The 18,753-nt window shown below is 59.4% G+C and carries 14 protein-coding genes and 3 pseudogenes; 6 read left to right on the top strand and 11 right to left on the bottom strand.

Features of this window, described 5'->3' with window-relative positions:
- Window positions 1-209: 209 nt before the first annotated feature.
- From IVA92_RS18120 to IVA92_RS18150, 7 genes and pseudogenes are all read right to left on the bottom strand, one after another.
- Complete coding sequence (locus tag IVA92_RS18120; RefSeq protein ID WP_247276696.1) at window positions 210-1,424, bottom strand: EAL domain-containing response regulator; 1,215 nt, start codon at window positions 1,422-1,424, stop codon at window positions 210-212.
- A gap of 1,575 nt (window positions 1,425-2,999) precedes the next feature.
- Window positions 3,000-3,896, bottom strand: a pseudogene (locus IVA92_RS18125) (SMP-30/gluconolactonase/LRE family protein).
- Complete coding sequence (locus IVA92_RS18130) at window positions 3,893-4,720, bottom strand: citryl-CoA lyase (RefSeq protein ID WP_247276709.1); 828 nt, start codon at window positions 4,718-4,720, stop codon at window positions 3,893-3,895. Before IVA92_RS18130 ends, IVA92_RS18125 begins: the two are co-directional and overlap by 4 nt.
- A 55-nt stretch (window positions 4,721-4,775) precedes the next feature.
- Window positions 4,776-6,041 carry a CoA transferase gene (locus IVA92_RS18135; protein WP_247276697.1) on the bottom strand — a complete coding sequence of 422 codons (1,266 nt, stop codon included), beginning with the start codon at window positions 6,039-6,041 and terminating at the stop codon, window positions 4,776-4,778.
- Window positions 6,042-6,094: 53 nt separating this feature from the next.
- Window positions 6,095-7,117 carry an ABC transporter substrate-binding protein gene (locus IVA92_RS18140; protein ID WP_247276698.1) on the bottom strand — a complete coding sequence of 341 codons (1,023 nt, stop codon included), beginning with the start codon at window positions 7,115-7,117 and terminating at the stop codon, window positions 6,095-6,097.
- 33 nt (window positions 7,118-7,150) lie between these two features.
- The gene (locus IVA92_RS18145) at window positions 7,151-7,924 is read right to left on the bottom strand and encodes an ABC transporter permease (RefSeq protein ID WP_247276699.1); all 774 of its coding nucleotides are present in this window, start codon (window positions 7,922-7,924) and stop codon (window positions 7,151-7,153) included.
- Window positions 7,908-8,696 carry an ABC transporter ATP-binding protein gene (locus IVA92_RS18150; RefSeq protein WP_247276700.1) on the bottom strand — a complete coding sequence of 263 codons (789 nt, stop codon included), beginning with the start codon at window positions 8,694-8,696 and terminating at the stop codon, window positions 7,908-7,910. Before IVA92_RS18150 ends, IVA92_RS18145 begins: the two co-directional genes overlap by 17 nt.
- 163 nt (window positions 8,697-8,859) lie before the next feature.
- On the opposite strand from IVA92_RS18150, the gene IVA92_RS18155 reads away from it, so the two are divergent.
- The 5 genes from IVA92_RS18155 (at window position 8,860) to IVA92_RS18175 (ending at window position 12,459) form a co-directional block, all read left to right on the top strand.
- Complete coding sequence (locus IVA92_RS18155; protein WP_247276701.1) at window positions 8,860-9,549, top strand: IclR family transcriptional regulator; 690 nt, start codon at window positions 8,860-8,862, stop codon at window positions 9,547-9,549.
- A 193-nt stretch (window positions 9,550-9,742) separates the two neighbouring features.
- On the top strand, window positions 9,743-9,880 hold the full coding sequence (locus IVA92_RS18160) for a hypothetical protein (RefSeq protein WP_247276702.1): 138 nt from the start codon (window positions 9,743-9,745) through the stop codon (window positions 9,878-9,880).
- Window positions 9,881-9,908: 28 nt separating this feature from the next.
- A complete protein-coding gene (locus IVA92_RS18165) occupies window positions 9,909-10,157 on the top strand; it encodes a hypothetical protein (RefSeq protein WP_247276703.1) in 249 nt (82 codons plus the stop codon).
- Between the two features lie 923 nt (window positions 10,158-11,080).
- The gene (locus IVA92_RS18170) at window positions 11,081-11,605 is read left to right on the top strand and encodes an outer membrane beta-barrel protein (protein ID WP_247276704.1); all 525 of its coding nucleotides are present in this window, start codon (window positions 11,081-11,083) and stop codon (window positions 11,603-11,605) included.
- Between the two features lie 332 nt (window positions 11,606-11,937).
- Complete coding sequence (locus IVA92_RS18175) at window positions 11,938-12,459, top strand: hypothetical protein (protein ID WP_247276705.1); 522 nt, start codon at window positions 11,938-11,940, stop codon at window positions 12,457-12,459.
- A gap of 483 nt (window positions 12,460-12,942) precedes the next feature.
- On the opposite strand, the pseudogene IVA92_RS18180 reads toward IVA92_RS18175, so the two are convergent.
- Both IVA92_RS18180 and IVA92_RS18185 read right to left on the bottom strand, forming a co-directional pair.
- Window positions 12,943-14,126: pseudogene (locus tag IVA92_RS18180) on the bottom strand (Glu/Leu/Phe/Val dehydrogenase).
- A gap of 632 nt (window positions 14,127-14,758) precedes the next feature.
- The gene (locus tag IVA92_RS18185; RefSeq protein ID WP_247276706.1) at window positions 14,759-16,186 is read right to left on the bottom strand and encodes an MATE family efflux transporter; all 1,428 of its coding nucleotides are present in this window, start codon (window positions 16,184-16,186) and stop codon (window positions 14,759-14,761) included.
- Between the two features lie 798 nt (window positions 16,187-16,984).
- On the opposite strand from IVA92_RS18185, the pseudogene queD reads away from it, so the two are divergent.
- Window positions 16,985-17,346 (top strand): annotated as a pseudogene (gene queD, locus IVA92_RS18190) (6-carboxytetrahydropterin synthase QueD).
- A gap of 474 nt (window positions 17,347-17,820) precedes the next feature.
- Here queD and IVA92_RS18195 read toward each other — a convergent pair.
- Together IVA92_RS18195 and IVA92_RS18200 are read right to left on the bottom strand one after the other, a co-directional pair.
- Entirely contained in the window at window positions 17,821-18,120 is a 300-nt protein-coding gene (locus IVA92_RS18195; protein WP_247276707.1) for a hypothetical protein, read from the bottom strand.
- 109 nt (window positions 18,121-18,229) lie between these two features.
- The coding region (locus IVA92_RS18200; RefSeq protein WP_247276708.1) for an efflux RND transporter permease subunit at window positions 18,230-18,753 on the bottom strand (524 nt) is incomplete at its 5' end.

Raw genomic sequence — 18,753 nt, forward strand, 5'->3', positions numbered from 1 at the left:
GATCTGCTGGCTCAGGCTCTCGTTGTGGCAAATCCTGGCCATCCTCTTCGCCCGACCCCAAATCAATCCAGCCTGAATTCAGGGTTCTTCACGGACGACTAACTCCGCTTTAATTGCAGTCAGCCGCATGCCTGGTGCCGAGTAGGCATCGCGGCGCGGGCGAGCGCTGGTACGCTTTGCCTGGCTCTGCTCAGCCACTCCTCATGCAACTATTTTGGACGAAGTGGAACAGGGCTGAAAGATGACTGTGCAAATTGCTTCAGCGGCATGGCCTTTCCGAACAGATGGCCCTGCGCAAGGTCGAAGCCGAGTTCGGTCACAGCGATCAGGTCGGCGTGGCTCTCCACACCTGCGGCGACGGTGCGCACGCTGTACTCTTTAGCTAGATCGACGATATGGCGGCACACCGTTCGCTTCAGGGGTCCATTTCCGCAACCGGCGACGTACTGCCGGTCCACTTTTAATTTCATGAACGGGAATTTTTCCATCCCCATCAGCTGCGGCCAATTGGCGCCGACATTGTCGATTGCAAGGCCAATGTTGTGAAAGCGAACCTCACGCGCGACCTCGATCAGGAGATCTAGGTTCTGGATCGCTTCCTCGCTATCGATTTCAATCGTCAAGCCGCCGAAAGCGGGGTGCGACGGCATGCGCTGACAGAGATCGCGTACCGCTTGCGGGTCAATCAGGAATGCTGCCGGGAGATTGATGGAGAGATCGATCGAAGTTTGCTGCTCCAGAAGATACTGCCAATCCTTGACCGCGCGGTCGATCACGAACTGCGACAACTCCCTAAAATGCGGATCGTGAGCCTCCGCGATGAAATAGGCCGGTGGAACAACGCCCCAGGTCGGGTGCCGCATTCGCACAAGCGCCTCGGCGCCGCGGCGGCTGAGGGTACACGCGTCAAACTTCGGCTCATACCAGAGCTCAAGCCAGCCAGCGTGTAAGGCTTCCCCGACATGGACCGCGGGACGGGGCGCCGGCTCTCTGGGCAAGAGCATGGCGACCCGATCGCGCAGCGTCTCGGCTGCAAACGGCGTCCTCAGCGGCGGCAGCATATCAAGTCCATATTCGCCCCCGACCTGCTGCACTGCCGTCATGATGATCGACTCGCGGGCGCCGAACGCCAGCACTCCGCCTGCAAATCCTTCGCGTACGAGTATCTCGAGCAATCGTCCAGGCTCGATGCGATCCGAGCCAATGCCGAGCAGGATCAGATCAGGGAAGTCCGTGCCGAGTACGTGCGACAGCTCGTCAGCAGTCCCGCATTCGCTGATAACAAACCCCATATCCTCCAGCACATCCCGAAGAAAGGCGCGCAGATGCCGCTTGCCGACGGCCACGCACGCTCGCGGCCGCACCTTACGCTGTCCGAAGATTACAGGTTTTCCTCCGACTAGTTCGGCCTGCCCATGCTCCATTGCAACCACTCCCGTTCCGTGACGGTCCCTTAAACGAGGAGGGAAGGTAAACAAGCTGTGCTTGCCATTATCTTTCGATTCTTCGAGGTAAGCTTAAGATAGTGCATTAGCGTGCAAAATCTTTCGCGATGTTGTTCAGACGATCTTGTCGGGCGCAAGCGTATGATACCTCTCCCGCCTCGCGCAACTTTGTACGAGTGACGCACACGAGTGTGGGGAATCTCACCTTCGGACGCGCCGAGCTGATGCGCCCTATGGCACGGCAATTACCATGCCGCAAGATCTACTGAATCGAGTCGCTCGTGAGTGATGATCGGAAATCACTCTTACGAAATGTTTGATCTTCATGGCCGGCCTGCCCACGCGCGAATGTGCCGTCTCGTGGACTTCCTTTCCAATCGAAGGAAGTCCATCATGAGTTCGCAGCAAGTCAAGCCGCAGTCGATTCTGAGAACGGCAACAGCTTGCACTTACCTCACCTCTGTTGCTGATAGCGAGTGCGGACGTCCTATTCCCTATCGAGCTTGATAGTTGCTCTCAGTTGCGTTTTCTGTATCCTTCTGAAGCATGGATATCCTCAAGAGGGACTGGAGGGACTAACTGACGGGTGTTCGTGTTGTCGCTGAAGCGCAAGGCCTGCCCCACGGGGGCACGGCTTTGCGCAAAGCGTGCCAGGAGATGAGAACGCGATCGCAGAAGCCGTCGGAAAGCTACTTTCTGAATTAGGTGGCCCCGGACCAGAGTTCAGCCTTGAAGGCGCGAAGCAGGCTGCTTTGCGCCTGATTCAGGATCCCGAAGAGGCTTCATTTTTGTCATCGAGGAACAAGCCACCCGGCAGATTGTAGGGGTCGCTGCCACCTCGGCCGTACGGGCCGTGAGAGCAGCCGGAGCGTACGGTGTGCTTCAGGAGCTATGGATTTCTCGCGACTTCCGAAGCTCTGACCACGGTCGGCATCTGCTCGAGGCGGTACATTCGGAGGCGAAGCGCCGAGGCTGGCAGATGATTGAGGTTGCGTTGCCCCCGATGGCTATCCAGCTTTACAACGGGTACGCCGTTTCCACGAGGAGAGGGGATATCGGGTTGGAGGATTGCGCGCGCGCAAGAGGCTATGACAGTGCGTCGCGGCCGAGGATGATCGAGAACCTCGACGCTGATGCGGTGCTTACTCCTACTGCGAGCGGATTACCTCTTCGACCTTCTTGGCGGGTATCAGCCATCAAATCGTTCTTCATGGTGCGAAGCGATACCATGGTCTTCTCAAGGCTCGTGGACCGCGAGCCGAAACCTGCCCGGCTAAAAGGCGCGGAGCCAGGTCGGCGGCGACCCGTTGGGGGCGAAGCCCGACCCCAGCCTTACAAACGATGGCCGAGTCGTTCTTTCGTGCTTCCCACACAATGCGACTTACTGACGCCAGTTTCGGATCACCGCACACAAATGCGATCCATTCGTCGCCAAGTACAATGCCTCGGCAACTGGCAAGCCAATCATCTACCGGGCTCCTTCCTGCATCTTGATTCGGTGGACCGTCGCGTAAAAGGATTCGGTACCACCTTGTCACTCCTGCTGGCGAACGTTCAAGGAAAGTGAGCGAGATCAGCCATCAACACTGATCCGGTAGAGGATTCCGTAATGAGCAATGTGCCGTTTGCCGCTCCAATACGAGGTTCGTGCAGGTCGCCCCAGCGCAGGACTTGATGCGGGCGATCGTTTCGCCGTTCGGCGCCATGACGAAGACGTGGCCGAGGGAGGCGTGCGCGACAAAGAGCCGCCCTTTTTGATCATCGTCAGCCCGTCAGGATCGCTGGTCCCGAAGAACAAGCTGAACCGTCCCACCTCCACAACCCCACCGTCACGCATCAGCGGCACGCGCCAGATGCTGTTGTCGCGCGTCATTGCAACGAGCAACACGGCCTCGTCGGGACTGAGCACCAGCCCGTTCGGGCTTGACTCGTTCGAAATCAGGCAATCGGGCCGGCCGTCAGAACACAGTCGGAACACCCGGCCGGTCGGATCGTGCAATCCAGTTTGCCCCTGATCGGTGAAATAGATGTCGGCGCTGGTCGCGATATGCAGGTCGTTGCAGCCTCTGAAGGACTCGGAATTGCGGTGCCCCAGAAGCGGGCTGATAGTATCCCGCTGCGGATCGAGCTCCATGAGGCCGTTCATTTAATCGGCCACCAGCTCCCGGCCATCAGGTGCGATCTTCAGACCATTCGGCCAGCCGTCATATTCGATTATCAGAGACCAAATGCCGCCGGGCGAAATCCGGAAAAATGCGGCCGCGGGATATCGACGACGTAGAGATTCCCGGACTTGTCGAACGACGGCCCCTCAATGAAACAATCCACCGGATGGCCCCCACGGTTGGCATCCGCCCATTTCGAGGAAACACCAGGGCGACGAAATTCCGCCGGCATCGACGAGAACACGCGGGTCTCAACCAGCTGAGGCGGCTTGTCGAGATACATCATGACGCGCCTCCCAGCGTGCGGCGCGGCTGTCCCTCATATTTGTAGCCAAACTGCTTGGGCATCGGTCCCTTGTTACGATCCTTGCGCCTGGTCTGTTCCCAGGCGTGGGCCAGGATTCCGACCGCGCGCGACAGGCAGAAGACGCCGCGCGCCAGCGGAGGCGCGAAGCCGAGCTCGCCATAAATGACCGCGGTCGCGCCATCAATGTTCACTGGGATGAGTTTGCCCTTGCGCTGCTGCATCACGCGCTCGATCGCGCGGGCGGCCTTGGCATAGTCGCCGCTGACACTGCCCTCAGCACCTGCGTCATCCACCAGCGCCAATAGCGGTGCCGCGCGCGGGTCGACCGGATGAAACCGGTGGCCGAAGCCGGGCAGATATTTGCCGCGCCTTGCGGTGAAATGGTCGATTGCGGCGGCCGCGGCCTCGCCGATCTCTAGGCCATCGCGCCTCCGCAGCACATCTTCGTAGAGTTCGACCGCCTGCTCCCCTGCTCCGCCGTGCACGTCATCGAGTGTATTGATCGCGGAGGCCATCGCACCGTTCAGGGGCAGCCCGCAGCTCACCGCCATTTGCGCAATTGCGATGGAGGGCGCGTGCGGACCGTGGTCAACGGACGCGACCAGCGCAGCTTGCAATAGCCGCTCCTGCGCTGGCGTCGGCAGATCGCCGCGCAACATCAGCCAGATCATGGCGGGAAAGGAAATCCGGCCGATCAAATCTTCGATTGGATAACCCCGATAGGCGATGCGACCGGGCGCGATGTCGCAGATGGAGGTTCGCCACCAACGGGCCGCTTGCTGTCGCAATTCTTCTTCGCTCATTTCCGGTTCCGCCCCTTCAACCTGCCGATTGCCAACCGCCGCAAGCCGTCGAATATCATGATATTGGTCCGTCCGCGGCCACGCGGACGGGCAGGAAATCAGCCCCTCCTTGCTTTGGTGTCCCGACGGCCCGGCTTGAGACCAGTTGCTCGACCTCCGCATTCGAATAGCCGAGCCGCTGCAACCATCGCTCGGTGTCTGCTCCGAGCGTCGCAGGTGGTGAAGGCACCGAAAACTCCTCATCCAGCCGGAAGCCCGGCCGCGTGATTCGTAACGGCTGCGCACCGTCTTGTTCTGGGGCCAAAGTCTCGACGAATCCGCGCTCGAGGAGCTGTGGCTGCTGCAAAACTTGCGAGACCGTCAGCACGCAGCCTGCGGGGACTCCAGCCAGATTCATTTGGGCCTCCCATTCGTCAGCGGGCTTGCAACCCAACGCCTTGTTCAACTCCGTGTTCAGCGCTGCGCGATTGACCTTGCGCATCTCGCGCCCAGCAAAGCGTGGATCCGTCTTCAGGTCCGGTCGGCCAATCAGGTCGCATAGGGCTTGGTACTGCTTCTGCTCGTTGGCGGAAATGTTCAGCGGGCCTGTTGCGGTGCGGAACGTGCCGGAGGGAGCCGCGGTGAAGTTCTCGTTGCCGATGGGTTGCGGCTCGACACCAGCGTTCAGGTGGTTGGAGACGACCCATCCCATCGCTGCGACGGTGGCTTCGAGCAGGGACACGTCAATGAACCGACCGCGGCCGCTATGCCGCTGGTCGACCAGAGCTGCGGCGATGGCAAAGGCAGCAGTCAGTCCCGCAATCGTGTCGGAGATCGGAAAGCCCGTGCGCAGGGGAGCCGAGGCCATATCGCCAGTGACGCTCATGGCACCAGACAGACCCTGAACGATCTGGTCATAGGCAGGACGGGCGGACCACGGCCCGCTCTGCCCAAAGCCGGAGATCGCGCAGTACACCAGACGCGGGTTCTGCCTGCTGAGCACATCAAAGCCTAGGCTAAGCCGTTCCATCACCTTCGGCCGGAAGTTTTCGAGCACCACATCTGCTTCCTTGACGAGCCGCAAGAATACCTCGCGGCCCGATTCCGACTTCAAGTCCAGCGCCACGGATTGCTTGCCGGCGTTCACCGCGACAAAAGAGAGGCCCTGCAGGCGCTCTGCCCTTTGCGGATCGGCGCCGAGGCGCCGCGCGAGGTCGCCGCCGTTCGGATTTTCGACTTTGATGACCTCCGCGCCAAGACGCGCGAGATGATAACCGCAGAACGGACCGGCCAACACGTTCGACAGGTCCAGGACGCGGATGCCGGTGAGCGGCAGAGACATCTGAAGAAGCCTTCCTTAGGTGATCCGATGGTGAGGGCTTGGTCTGCGAGCAGCTATTTCAGTTGTTGAGCGGCGCGTTCCGCGAAGCGATTGGTGAAGGTTTTGTTCAAGTCGATCTTTGCGGCAGCGATTTTTGGATCAGAGTCGCTCAGGACAGCCAGCGGGACCTTGGCCGCCTCAATGTCCATCTGCCCGGTTGGCGAGAAGAGCGCTTTCGATGCGTTCATGATTTCGATATTCACCTCGCGATTGTCAGTCTTGTAACCAGGAGGAATCGTATCGACGAGCTGCTCCGTCGGCGTTGCGTTGATCCAGCGGTGAGTTTTGAGCAAGGCGTTGACCAGGCGCTGGACCGTTTCGGGATTTTTATCGATGAAGGACTGCTGAAGGTAGAGACACGCGGTCGGATAGGATCCGCCGAAGGCCTGCTTTGAGCCTTCGATCGTGCGCGCATCGAACAGCGCTGTCGCGCTCTTCTTGCGCGCGAGAAGCGTCGCGATGGGATCGAAATAGACCAGGGCATCGACGTTCATGGCCTCAAGCGCCACCATGCCCGGTGCGCCGCTGCCGACGGCAATGATGTTGACATCGCGTGGACCCAATCCTGATTTCTTGATGTAGTAACGCGCCATAGTCTCCGTCGATGACCCCGGCGCCGTGATCCCGAGCCTGAGACCCTTCAGGTCGGCGGCGGTTCTGACCTTGTCGGCGAGGTCGCTGCGGACACCGAGCAGGACGCCGGGAATGTCGTTCAGCAGGAACACGCAGGAAATTTGTTTACCCTGCGCCTGCATCTGAATGGTGTGATCGTAAAAGCCGATAGTCCCGTCGACGGAGCCGCCGATCAGGGCCTGCAGAGCCTTTGAGCCACCGGCCTGGAAGTTCTCGACGGTAACGTCAAGGCCTTCTTCCTTAAAGGAGCCAAGCTTCACTCCAAGTTCGACAGGCATATAGTTGAGGATCTGTGACCCCACGGCGATCTTCAATTTTGTTTTCTCGGGCTCGGTGGCATGCGCCAAAATGACCGAGAATGCGGCCAGCGCCACGACCGGCGTCAGTCTTATGGAAACGTGCATGCGAACCTCCATGATTGATGGGAGAGCGTACGATCAGCTTTCGTGCGCAGGCGCCGGCCGCCAGACCAGGAGCCGCTTTTCCGCGCAGTCGACGATGGCATCGAGGACAACGACGAAGGCGGCGAGAACGACAATTCCTGCGAACACTCCGGTCGCATCGAGGACGCCTTCGGCCTGCGCAATTAAGTGCCCCAATCCTGCGGACGAGCCGAGATATTCGGCGACCACGGCTCCCATCACGGCCATGCCGACTGACACCCGCAGGCTCGACAGAATCCAGGTCGTGGCCGACGGCAGGTAGACGTGCCGTAGCAGGGACGACTTCGATGCACGCAGCAGGCGGGCATTCGCCAGCACGACCGGATTGACCTCGCGGACGCCCTGGAAGGTGTTGAAGAATGCGACGAATAGAACCAACGTGACGCCGAGCGCAACCTTGGAGGTGAGGCCCAATCCGAACCAGATGACGAAAATGGGTCCAAGCAAGATCCGCGGGATTGCATTGAACATCTTGATAAAGGGCTGAACGACTTCGGCAGCAAACGGGCTTAAGCCCAGCCAGATACCAAGTGCAGTGCCGATCCCGATGCCAGCCAGGAACGACAGGACCGTCTCCAGCAATGTTATGCCAATATCGGTCCAAAAGTCCGCCATCGACATCCACTCACCGATCCTTACGACAAGTGTCGACGGTGGCGGAAAGAAGAAGGGATCGATCAGTCCGGACCACACGCCCAATTCCCAGATCAGGATCAGGCCAAGGAGGATGGCGAACTGCGTGAGAGCGACCCTACCCCTGCGTGACATAGCTTTTCTCCACTTCGGCGCCGAGCAGCGACCAGATTTCACGATAGAGCGCGACGAATTCGTCGGTGGTCTGCAGCGCAGAAACATCGCGCGGACGAGGCAGCGTGATCCTGACGTCGGCAACCATGCGGCTGGCGGGACCGGCAGACATCACAACGACGCGGTCCGCTAGCGTGATCGCCTCATCGAGATCATGGGTGATGAAGATGAGCGAGCGCCGGTCCGCCTGCCAGAGGTCGAGCAGGATGCGGTGCATGAGTCGGCGTGTGTGAACGTCCAGCGCGGAGAACGGCTCATCCATGAGAACGATTTTGGGCTCCATGATCAGCGTTTGTGCCATCGCAACGCGCTTGCGCTGGCCGCCGGACAATTGATGCGGATAGCGCTCCTCGAATCCCTTCAATCCGACCTTGGCGAGCCAGGGCCGTGCCTGCTCGCGCGCTTTCGCGATCGAGCTGCCCTGAAAGACGAGCCCGAGGCCGACATTGTCCTGGGCGGTCTTCCAGGGCAGCAGCCCTTCCTGTTGAAGCATGTAGCCGGACTGACCGTTCAGGCCCGTAAGAGACTTGCCGAAAATGCGAACGTCGCCGGCGGCGGGCTTCAGCAGTCCGGTGACAGTGTTGAGAATGGTCGATTTTCCGCAGCCGGTCGGCCCCACCACTGCAACGAATTCAGTCTCGGCCACCTGGAGGTTCATGCTTTTGACCGCCGTGAAGTCGCCAAAGCGAATCATGACGTCGTGCAAGTCCACGGCAAGTCCCGGCCGCCCCATTGTTTCGCTCCATAGAACTTGTTCTGGCACCTGGAACCGAGTAGCTCGCGTTCTCACGAGGAGTCAATCGTATTCTGACGTGCAGAATGGCCCTCGCGCTAGCTGGCTGGACTCCTAGCGTCATTCTGACTACTGGTTCTGCACAGCAGAACCAGAGGTATCGATGGTAAGAACAGGGGTTGATGCGGTCGCGCGGGCACTGGCAATCCTTAAGGCGTTCGACCCGGAGCGCGCCGCGATGACGCTGACGGAGATTGCGGATGCGACTGACCTGTACAAGAGCACAGTCCTTCGCCTTGCCGCATCTCTGGAGGCGGATGGCTTCCTGGTGCGGGGTACGGACCGGCTATTTCGACCCGGACCGGAGCTATGGCGCCTTGGGGCGCTCTATCAGCGCGGGCTCGACCTCGGTGACCTGATCAGACCCTCTCTCCATCGTCTGGTCGAGGCAACCGGAGAGACCGCATCCTTCTACATCGCGGAGGGCGACGAGCGCATCTGCCTTTATCGCGTCAATTCTCCGCGTTCGGTCCGGCATCACCTCGAAGAGGGTCAGCGATTGCCGATTGACCGCGGCGCTGCCGGCCGTGTTCTTACCGCCTACCGCGATTCTGCATCAGCCGATGGAAAGAAGGTCAGAGATCGTGGCTCCTACGTCTCGATCGGCGAGCGGGATCCTGAGGTCGCGGCCGCAGCTGTGCCTGTGATCGACGTTCATGGCCAATTGCGCGGCGCCCTCTCGGTCTCCGCCATTCGGACGCGCTTTGATGCAGATGCTCGGAAGGCTGCGATTGTAGTTCTGAAGTCCGAGGCTAAAGCGCTGACCGGTCTGCTGCCTGCAAGCGAGCGCTGAGCTACAATGGCAGCGTTCCGTTTATGACGCACAGCTCAGCGGTGCCGCAAGGGCCTCTCCTGAGCGCAGTTTGCCTTGGTAAGTTGGTGCGGTTTGCGCCCTCGAGGTCTCGCGCTTCGCTCGCAATCCTGCACGCGCTCGATGACGATCTTCAGTCGGGATTGGCAGCAACTCATCGAGATGTGCCGCGTGGTTGATACCGGTTCTGGTCGATCAGGAGACCATCTACGCATCGACGCATGGAAACGACCGCCTGCTGCTCGGGCTCAACGGCAGCCTCAACGAGTACGAACCGGATCTGTTGCGCCAGCCCTCGCTCTCGGCACGCTAATAGAAGGCGCGCCGGGGGCGAGTTGGTTGTGGCAGCGCCCGTCGGCTTCATGAAGGCCGGCGACCGCTATGTGAAAGACCCGGATCGGCGTGTCCAGGAAGCGATCAAGATGGTGTTCGACAAGGTCGAGGAACTGGGCGGCGCGCGACAGGCGCTTTGCCGGCCCCACGAGTACAATTTCGATCTGCCGGTGAAGCAGACCAACGGGGACACGGCCCGGCGGCGACCACACTACTCCGCCATCGGCAGGCTTAAACACCGGGATGTGGTTGTTTGAGCGCATTGATGTGACGCGCTCGCGGGTACGCGATTGCCGTTGCCGGTGTTGAGGCCATTGCGATTGAGGAGGCCGGCAATGAGATCGTCGCTGGCGATCAGCACCAGTTGGCGCACGGCTGGATGATGTCGGCGGAGAGCATCACGCACCTGATCCCGCCGTTCCTTAGCTCTCTTGGCGGCCGCGATTGCAGCGGCGATCGCCCCGGGACAGATGACGCCAAGCAGCGCTTCCTCGATCACCGCGCTGAACGATGCGGAGTTGAATGCCCTACATTAACGCGCGTTCCGCGTATTGAGGGGCGATGGGACAACTGTTCGAAGCGCAACGTCCTGTCGGACGATAGCAGCGCAGACTGTCAGTCTCGAGACAAATGTCAGCAACTTGACGCTACACACCTTACGGAGTGCCTGCAGAGCCTCGAACTCTCTTCGGCACGAGGTTTGCGTTGGTCCCGTCATCATTACCAATCGCAGTGCGATGGTCTTCGGGACGGACTCGGCGCGCATCGCCGTTAGCGTCTGGTCCGCCCCGACGGCTTGCTGCGGCGATAAGTAAGGGCGCTCGGTTGTAGACCGAGAAAATGCAGGGAAGTATTGGATGTAATCTGGAGTTCTTCTTTCGGGAGCCACAACAATTGCGCTCATCGCAAGCGGTGCAGCCAAAGCGGCGGACCTTGAGCCGGAAGTGAAACTGCCACCCGTGGTGTGGAGCTGGTCCGGAGGCTATATTGGCGGGCACATCGGCGGTGGGTACGGCCGAACCTCCTTCAGCAATCCCTACGGTCCGTCAATCTATGGCGGCGTCGTCGATACCCCCGTGTTCCTCGTAGGAGGCCAGATCGGCTACAATTGGCAGAAGAACGGCTGGGTGTTTGGCGTCGAACTAGATGCCAGCCGTGCTGTCTCCGATGGCACAAATACTTGCCTGGCCGCCTTGGGCTTTGTTGTGAGCGCAAACTGCACGGCAGTCCAAACCTCTTTGCAACCGGGACCGGCCGCGTCGGTTACTCGTTCGGCGCTCTCGGCCATACGCTGGCCTATGTCAAGCGAGGCGTGGCTTGGCAATACAATCGGGCCAACGCGCTCAATAACAACGAATATAATGGCCTGCAGCCACAGGAGAACACTCATTTCGACTATGGTCAGGTCGGTGGCATCATCGGGCTGGGCATCGAGCAAGCGCTTACGCCTGCATGGTCGGTCAAAGTAGAGTATGACTATCTGCATTTCGGTGGGCCAAGTGTCGCAACGCCTCCGACGGTGCAGCTTCCGCCGTTGGCAATTCTTCCGGCGAACACAACGAGCCTGTCCAGCAACTATCACATCGGAAAGATGGGGTTGAACTACCATTTCGGCGCGGACCCATGGGCGGCCCAATGGTCCGATGCGCCGCTGTACGCGAAAGCACCTGCCGGCGCGCCGCCGATTGCTTACACGGCCGGTTAGTCGTTCGAAGGCGGATCGCGGCTCTGGGTCAGCCGGGGACGATTCCAATGGGACGCCAGCGCTATTCCCTATGAGATCGCTACTGAAGATCCTAACATTCTTATATCAAGGCTCACCTACCACGCCCTCGATAGACTTTCCGGGGAATTATTTGGCCGTCTTGACAGCCTGTGGGGAGTGTTCCTGAAGAGCAACGTGGGCATCGGGCGCTTCGATAAAGGAAAGTTCAACGATGAAGATTGGGGCATCCCTCGCAGCTCTTATAGCAACACGATATCGGGCCAGGCAAACGGGAGGTTCACGTACTACACGGCCGACGTAGGTTACGATTTTTGCGCGGCGCCAACTACAAGCTCGGCGGATTTATCGGCTGGACCTATTACGCCCAGAACTCCGACACGATGGGATGCATGCAGATTGCCAACCCCATGACACTATGCCGGGCGTCCGCTGATCAAATCATTGGCAGCCAGAATACGCAGTGGAATGCACCTCGCGTCGGCCTGAGCGCCGAAACCATGCTTACCGAGCGTTGGCGTTTAAGCACGGATGTCGCTTACCTGCCTTGGACCGATTTCGCTGGTCGCGACCACCATCTCTTGCGCCCGACGACTACCTTCGCTGATCAACGCGGGAACGGAGGCGGGGGTGTACAGGTCGAAGGCGTGTTGTCCTACTTCATCACCAATAATCTCAGCATCGGCGTCGGCGGGCGCTATTGGGCAATGTGGACCCAAAAGGACAGCGAAACGATATGCACAGGCTGTTATCGGGGAACCACTGCGACTGTGTTTTCGAAGTTTAGCATGGAGCGCTGGGGTACGTTCTTTCAGGCCTCTTACAAGGTCAACTGAAAAGGCCCCCGCCGTAGTCAAGCTACAAACTCCAGCCTTCCTGGACGAGCATCCTGAAGCCGTACGCGTTTCCCTAGCAGAAGTACCTTGAACCGTCCGAGACGTTTTCGAAGGTGGAAGTCATTACCGGCCTGGCCCGCGGGCGGCGGGTTTACGGTGGAGTCCGCCGCCAAATAGTAGTCAGGTACTGTCGAGCAGCTGATAGAAACGTGGAAGCGGCGCCAGGCTGGAGTCGGCAACTTCAACAAGCCCCGCAAAGATTTGCCCTTGTAGGACGATTCACGAAGTGTGACGGGCGAAAACGAGGTTCAATTCTGATCGACGGGCGATTCGTAAGACGCACGCACTCATTCACTAGTAAAGAAGGGGCCGCCACCGTGAACTTCGGCGGCGACCCACCTGGGCCTAGGGTGCAGAAACTCCGGTCTGTCATCGGCCCGACATATCGAACTGACAACAAAGACATTCAGCGAGACTACACTACTAGGGAAACGGTCCGCGTGTTTCTTTTGCTCCGCGAAAGTGCTCGACACCTATCGCCATGGCTGCCGTGCGATTGAACAGGTTTTCACGTTTGCTTCGCGCATGACGCGCTCGAAAGCACGGTCCAAAAGTTGATACTCCCTACGCGTGACTTCCTCCTCTTCCCGGAACAGTCGCTGGAGGTCCTGCACCCATTCAAAGTAGCTCACCACGACACCGCCCGAGTTGCAGAGAATATCGGAGATGAGGAAGATCTCCTCCTGATGGCCTTCCTACTGGCTATTTCGGCCTCGATGCACCGTTCCAGGCAGCCGGAACAAGCACGTCACACGGGATCGTCAGCAACTCGCCTGGGTCTAGAGCAAGCTCGCTGGAGTAGCCATCCAGGCTACCTTGCGAGGCAGCATGTCCGACCAGCTGTGGTATATCGAGCCCCGAGGTCGATAAAGCGCGCCCGTGTGATCGCTGACCGCGATCACTTTCGCTCCCATTTTGTGTAGCTCGAGTGCGGTGATCGAACCGACATTTCCAAAGCTTGAACAACGGCTGTTGGCGCCATTGAGTGGGATTTTGAGCTCGTCCGCTGCGCGGCAAACCAAATGAGCCACACCCCACCTGTGGCTTCGCGGCGACCGAGCGTTCCGCCAGCGCTGACAGGTTTGCCAGTCACGATCTCGGTGACGGTTTGGCCCTGATACATCGAGTAGATATCCACGAACCACGCCATGATCTGCTCGTTTGTTCCAAGATCGGGAGCTATGACATCTGTGTGCGGCCCAACAAACGGGATCATTTCCAGCATATACCGGCGCGACAGAGTCTGAAGCTCACGGTTCGACAAGCTAGAAGGGTCGACGTTAATTCCGCCCTTGGCGCCGCCATATGGCAATCCGACCAGGGCACACTTCCAGCTCATCCAGATCGCGAGCGCTGCAACTTCGCCAAGGTCGACGGTTGGCCCGAATCTGGTGCCCCTTTAGTAGGGCCAAGTGTAAGGTGCTGCACCCGAGAGCCTTCAAAAACCGCCGTTGTGCCGTCACGGTGAATTGGGCACGACACCGTGACAGATCGCTTCGGGCATCAGCAGGCGGGGTCTCACGTCGTCTGGTATCCCCCAGATAATTCGCGATCAGTTCGAATTGCTTTACGGCCATCTCAAACCCTGGCCCAGTGTAGACAGTCACGATAGCTCCTGAGGCTGGATATGAAACATCGGACTGCTTGTGCTTCAGAGCACCGAGCTCCCTAGTGCGTGTTGCGCGTTTCAGATGTGGGCGAGACAACTAATCCAATCAGCAAGATTGCGTCTCGCGGTCACGCCAAAAATATGACCAATGCGATGAAAGCGAGATTGACCGAGGCGGCCACGACGGCCCAACAGCGAATCGTGGCAGGCGAAAATTCAAGAGCATCCTGCGAAGTGTCGACCCATAGCGGCGGCATTCAAGTCAGCTCCAAAGACCGGGTTAAGAGACAAACCTGCATAAGCGCAGAAACCACCCACTCTGCTAAAGCCGAGCCTTTCGCGCGTAGAGCCCTTGCCGCCCCGCCAACCGAGCTCGCAAAAAGGCACCCCGCCTGGCGAGCGGGAGCACATCGGCTATCGCTCGCCGAACTGCCCGATCCGTCCGCTAGGCGAGCCGGTGCGATCCGCGAGTGCGAGGAGCACCGCTGGAAAGGACCGTGCCGATCGCACGCCCGCGAGCCCGCGAAATCCGTGCCCACTGGCAGCGCATCTTGCCGCGAGCTTGTCAGGAGCGCGCGGCGGCTGCGAGATCGGTGGCCGGGACGGGGCTCGATGACATCCGTTCTAAGGTCAACCCGCTATCCCGATCGCTTTTGAACCACGGTGCTGGAGCGCTCGTCTGAGCTCACCGAACTGGTGGAACATGACGAACAGAGCGATCATTCCGGCGCCCAGCTCAGCGATTGCTTGACTAGCTAACAGTCCATCGAAACCCGCAACCACCGGGAATAACAGTACGGCCGGTATGAAGAGATAGCCCTGCCTCGCCAGGGCCACAATTGCACTGAGGCGTGCTCTCCCAAACGCCTGGAGCATTGCCGTCACGAAACTCTGAACCCCAAACAGTCCAAAGAAGAGATGAAACACGATGCAGGACGAGACGGCTATTTCCGCGACATTCTCGTTATCGCTAAATAGGGTCACCAAAGGCCTTGCAAAAACCACAACGGCCGCAGAATACGCGATGGAGAATGCGACCGTCACGAAGAGCATGAACTTCGCAGCCTTCAGAATACGAACATAGTCGCGTGCGCCCCAACCGAAACCCAGGACAGCTTGAGCGCCTATGCAGAACCCGGTGATAGGCAGTGCGCCGACCATCAAGATTCGCACAGCTATTCCAACTGCGGCGATGGAATCATCGCCGAACGGTGCAGCAGCTCCGTACAAGAGCATAACCGCAAGTGCCGATAAGATACTCGTCATTGTCGCTGGCGCGCCCACCGACACGAGCTGTCTGATGCGATCTGCTCGCAATGATATGTGAGATATCCTGACGAGAACTGTCCCGCCAAGCTTCGTAAAATACGCGATATAGAGTCCAATAGCAGCGATCTGCGATACCAGCGTGGCGAGGGCTGCGCCACGCACACCAAGGTCAAACAAGAATATGAAGACGGGGTCAAGCACAGCGTTCAGTAGAAACCCGGTAAGCATTGCCCACATGCTGAATCGCGTATCGCCTTCGGCTCTGACAATGAACCCGCTGACGATGTTTAGAAGCATCAGGGTGTTCCCGAACAAAAGCGTTCCCGCGTAGTCGAGCGCCACGGGCATGATGGTTGGAGTCGCTCCGAGGGTTGCGAATATCGCTGGCAGACTTGGAAGCAGAGCGACGGTAACTATGATACCAGTCGGAGCGGTGAGCGCGAGAGCTGTACTTGCGCCTCGACTCGCCTCTAGGTACTCACGAGCGCCCAGATGACGAGATATGAAGGACGCCGTTCCAACACCGATCCCCTGTCCGGCTGCCGCGAGCAGGACCATGATCGGCAAGGTCATGCTCACAGCTGCGATCGCCTGCGCGCCAAGTGCGCCAACAAAGATCGCATTGACGACCTGCTGTAACGCATGGATCGATAACCCAACAACAGATGGAATGGCGAGCCGCAGGATAAGGCTTGAGAGATTCGGGTCCGATAGATCGATGTGCTGTTTCTTCTGTGGCATCAAATTTCGCTCGCTCTCGAGCGCGAATTCTGTATCCGGCTCATTCATGGATGAACGTGTCGCGAGCTTCTCCAAATTCGCTGATCGCGTACTCAGCGCAACCCTCGCCGGAGCTGCTCTTGCACAGTGTACATAAGTTTATCTGCGCCCATCGATCGCCGTGATCGCGTGGATCCATTTGACGTTTCACAAGCTGATTTTTGCGTTGGTCGATTTTCCCCTAGGCATACGCCTCCGCCAATCGTAGCCTTCTGCGGCTCTTAAGTCAGAACAACGAGGATCCTGATTGAGGTGTTCGTGGGTAGCCACCCAGGTTCTGCCAGTCATATTGTGCCGTTCTGCCCTTTGTTGACTTCTCATGGGTAGCGTTCATTTCTTTTCCTCGATGATGATCGGCGGGGAACGCGGCCGGACCCTAGGGCGACAAGTTGGCTTTGGCATCTACCGGATCTTGTAGTAGACGCTCCATCGTCTGCATGGCACACGCAAGAAACGTGCCCAGAACCACAGTTGTGGTTCGGCGACGATCTCATGCAAGCGCTCCATGATCTCGGGTTCCTTGTCGCGATCGAGACGAACGGCAGGCTGCTGGTCCCGGCCGGCGTGGTAACTGGATTTGCGTCAGCAAATCGCGCCGCGCTGGCCATCACTCGCGGACACGAAAATTCGTGTAGCCGCAGCCGGAAGCTATGCCGGCGGTTCGATGAGAGGGAGCTCGGACGATTTCTGCTTCGGCCCACGAGACGGCCCTGACGCCGTCGACCACATGCGGCAAGCCGTCGCGTAATGCCTCGCTCATCGGAAATGTCGAATCAGCGTGCAATCCCACAAACATCCCGGCATCAGATGAAGATATCTCAGGTATTTAAGTTCGAGGCAGCGCACCGACTTCCAAACGTCCCGCAGACACATCGTGTCATCGGACGCACGGTCATTCCTATCGCGTCGAGGTCGTGCTGAACGGGCCCGTCGATCCGCACACCGGGTTCGTAATGGATGTCTTCAACATGGAAGAAGCGTTCGGTCTTCTTCTAAAGAAGCTCGATCACCATTGCCTGAACGAAGTCCCGGGACTGGAAAATCCGACGGTGGAAAATATCGCCATCTGGATCTGGCAGCACGCGAAACTGCGCCTTGCGCAACTCTCGAGCGTGAGGGTGTACGAGACGACCGATTGTTGGGCGGAATATGACGGGCCGGATCGGTGAATTCAGCGCTCGTTGGGACTGTGTCGATGCGGCGCGCCTGTCAAACGCCATTCGGAACTGCCCCCTCATATTGCCTCAGATGATAATGTTACCGAAACGCACCCTAGTGTCTCCCGAATCAGCTGCCGCGAGTTCGAGCAAGCCGCTCGCGAAGCGCGCCCTCCAGAGCGCCGTAGCGAGCCAAATTATTCCAGGCGGTTTCGCTGATCGGTATCTCACTGCCGACTTCCTGATCGGCAGGACGAACACCCCAATCGGTAAGCCCCTCTCGGAGCAGAGGCACCCCAAGCATCGTACGTAGGTTAGAGCGCCTTCGGCGCGGACGAGGGCGCAAATTCGGGGTCGGCCTGCACATCCGGGACGTGGACCGTCTTGCCATCGAGCAATGTACGCCCAACCACGCTTCCCCGTTCAAGGACGGAAGCGACCGGTCACGGTGGGAATGCCCGTCGCTTTGGCAGCCATTGCGGTCGGCTAGCCGATGATCACGATCACATCAGCGTGGTGCGTCTTCAGTTCGGCAACCAGCCCGGGAAGCTTTGCGACATCGCCCATCGCCCCGCGCGGCTCGAAGGTCAGGTTTTGACCGAGGACGAAACCGCGCTGGCCCAACACCTTGATCAGGATCTGGCCCGCCGGGCTGGTTTCGGTGGCCGGGGCGTTCGGCGTCACTGTCGCGAGCCGATAGACCTTGCCCGCCTGCGCTGCTGCCGCAAACGGCCGCAGCAGCGTGACAGAACCGAGCCCGCCCAGGAATTCGCGGCGCCTCATCATGATGTCCGTGCCGGGGCACAACGACACCCGGCGGGAGACTAGCACGGCATAACAAAAAAGCGGCAACAGCGATTGCCATTGCCGCTTTTCGGCTTCGATTGAACCCGCCTCAGGTCGGCCGCAGCGCCTTGGAGCCAAGATCGAGATCGAGATCGTTGACCTGCTTGTTCCGCTCGGAATCAGCCGCGGCGCGGTGGTCGGTCGCCAGCACGACGTAGACCGCGGGCAGCACGAACAGCGTGAACAGCGTGCCGATCGACATGCCGGCGACGACCACGAGGCCGATCGAGAAGCGGCTGGCCGCGCCCGCGCCGGTCGCAGTCAGGAGCGGGATCAGGCCCGTCACCATCGCGGCCGTGGTCATCAGGATCGGCCGCAGGCGGATACGCGCGGACATTTCGATGGCCGAGCGGCGGTCGAGCCGTTCATTCATCTGGAGCTCGTTGGCGAACTCCACCATCAGGATGCCGTGCTTGGTGATCAGCCCGACCAGCGTCAGCAGGCCGACCTGAGTGTAGATGTTCATGGTCGCCGCGCCGAAGAACAGCGGGATCAGCGCGCCGACGATCGCCATCGGCACCGAGATCATGATCACCAGCGGGTCGCGCAAGCTCTCGAACTGCGCCGCCAGCA

It is taken from the genome of Bradyrhizobium sp. 154, from assembly GCF_023073875.1.
Taxonomy (GTDB): Bacteria; Pseudomonadota; Alphaproteobacteria; order Rhizobiales; family Xanthobacteraceae; genus Bradyrhizobium.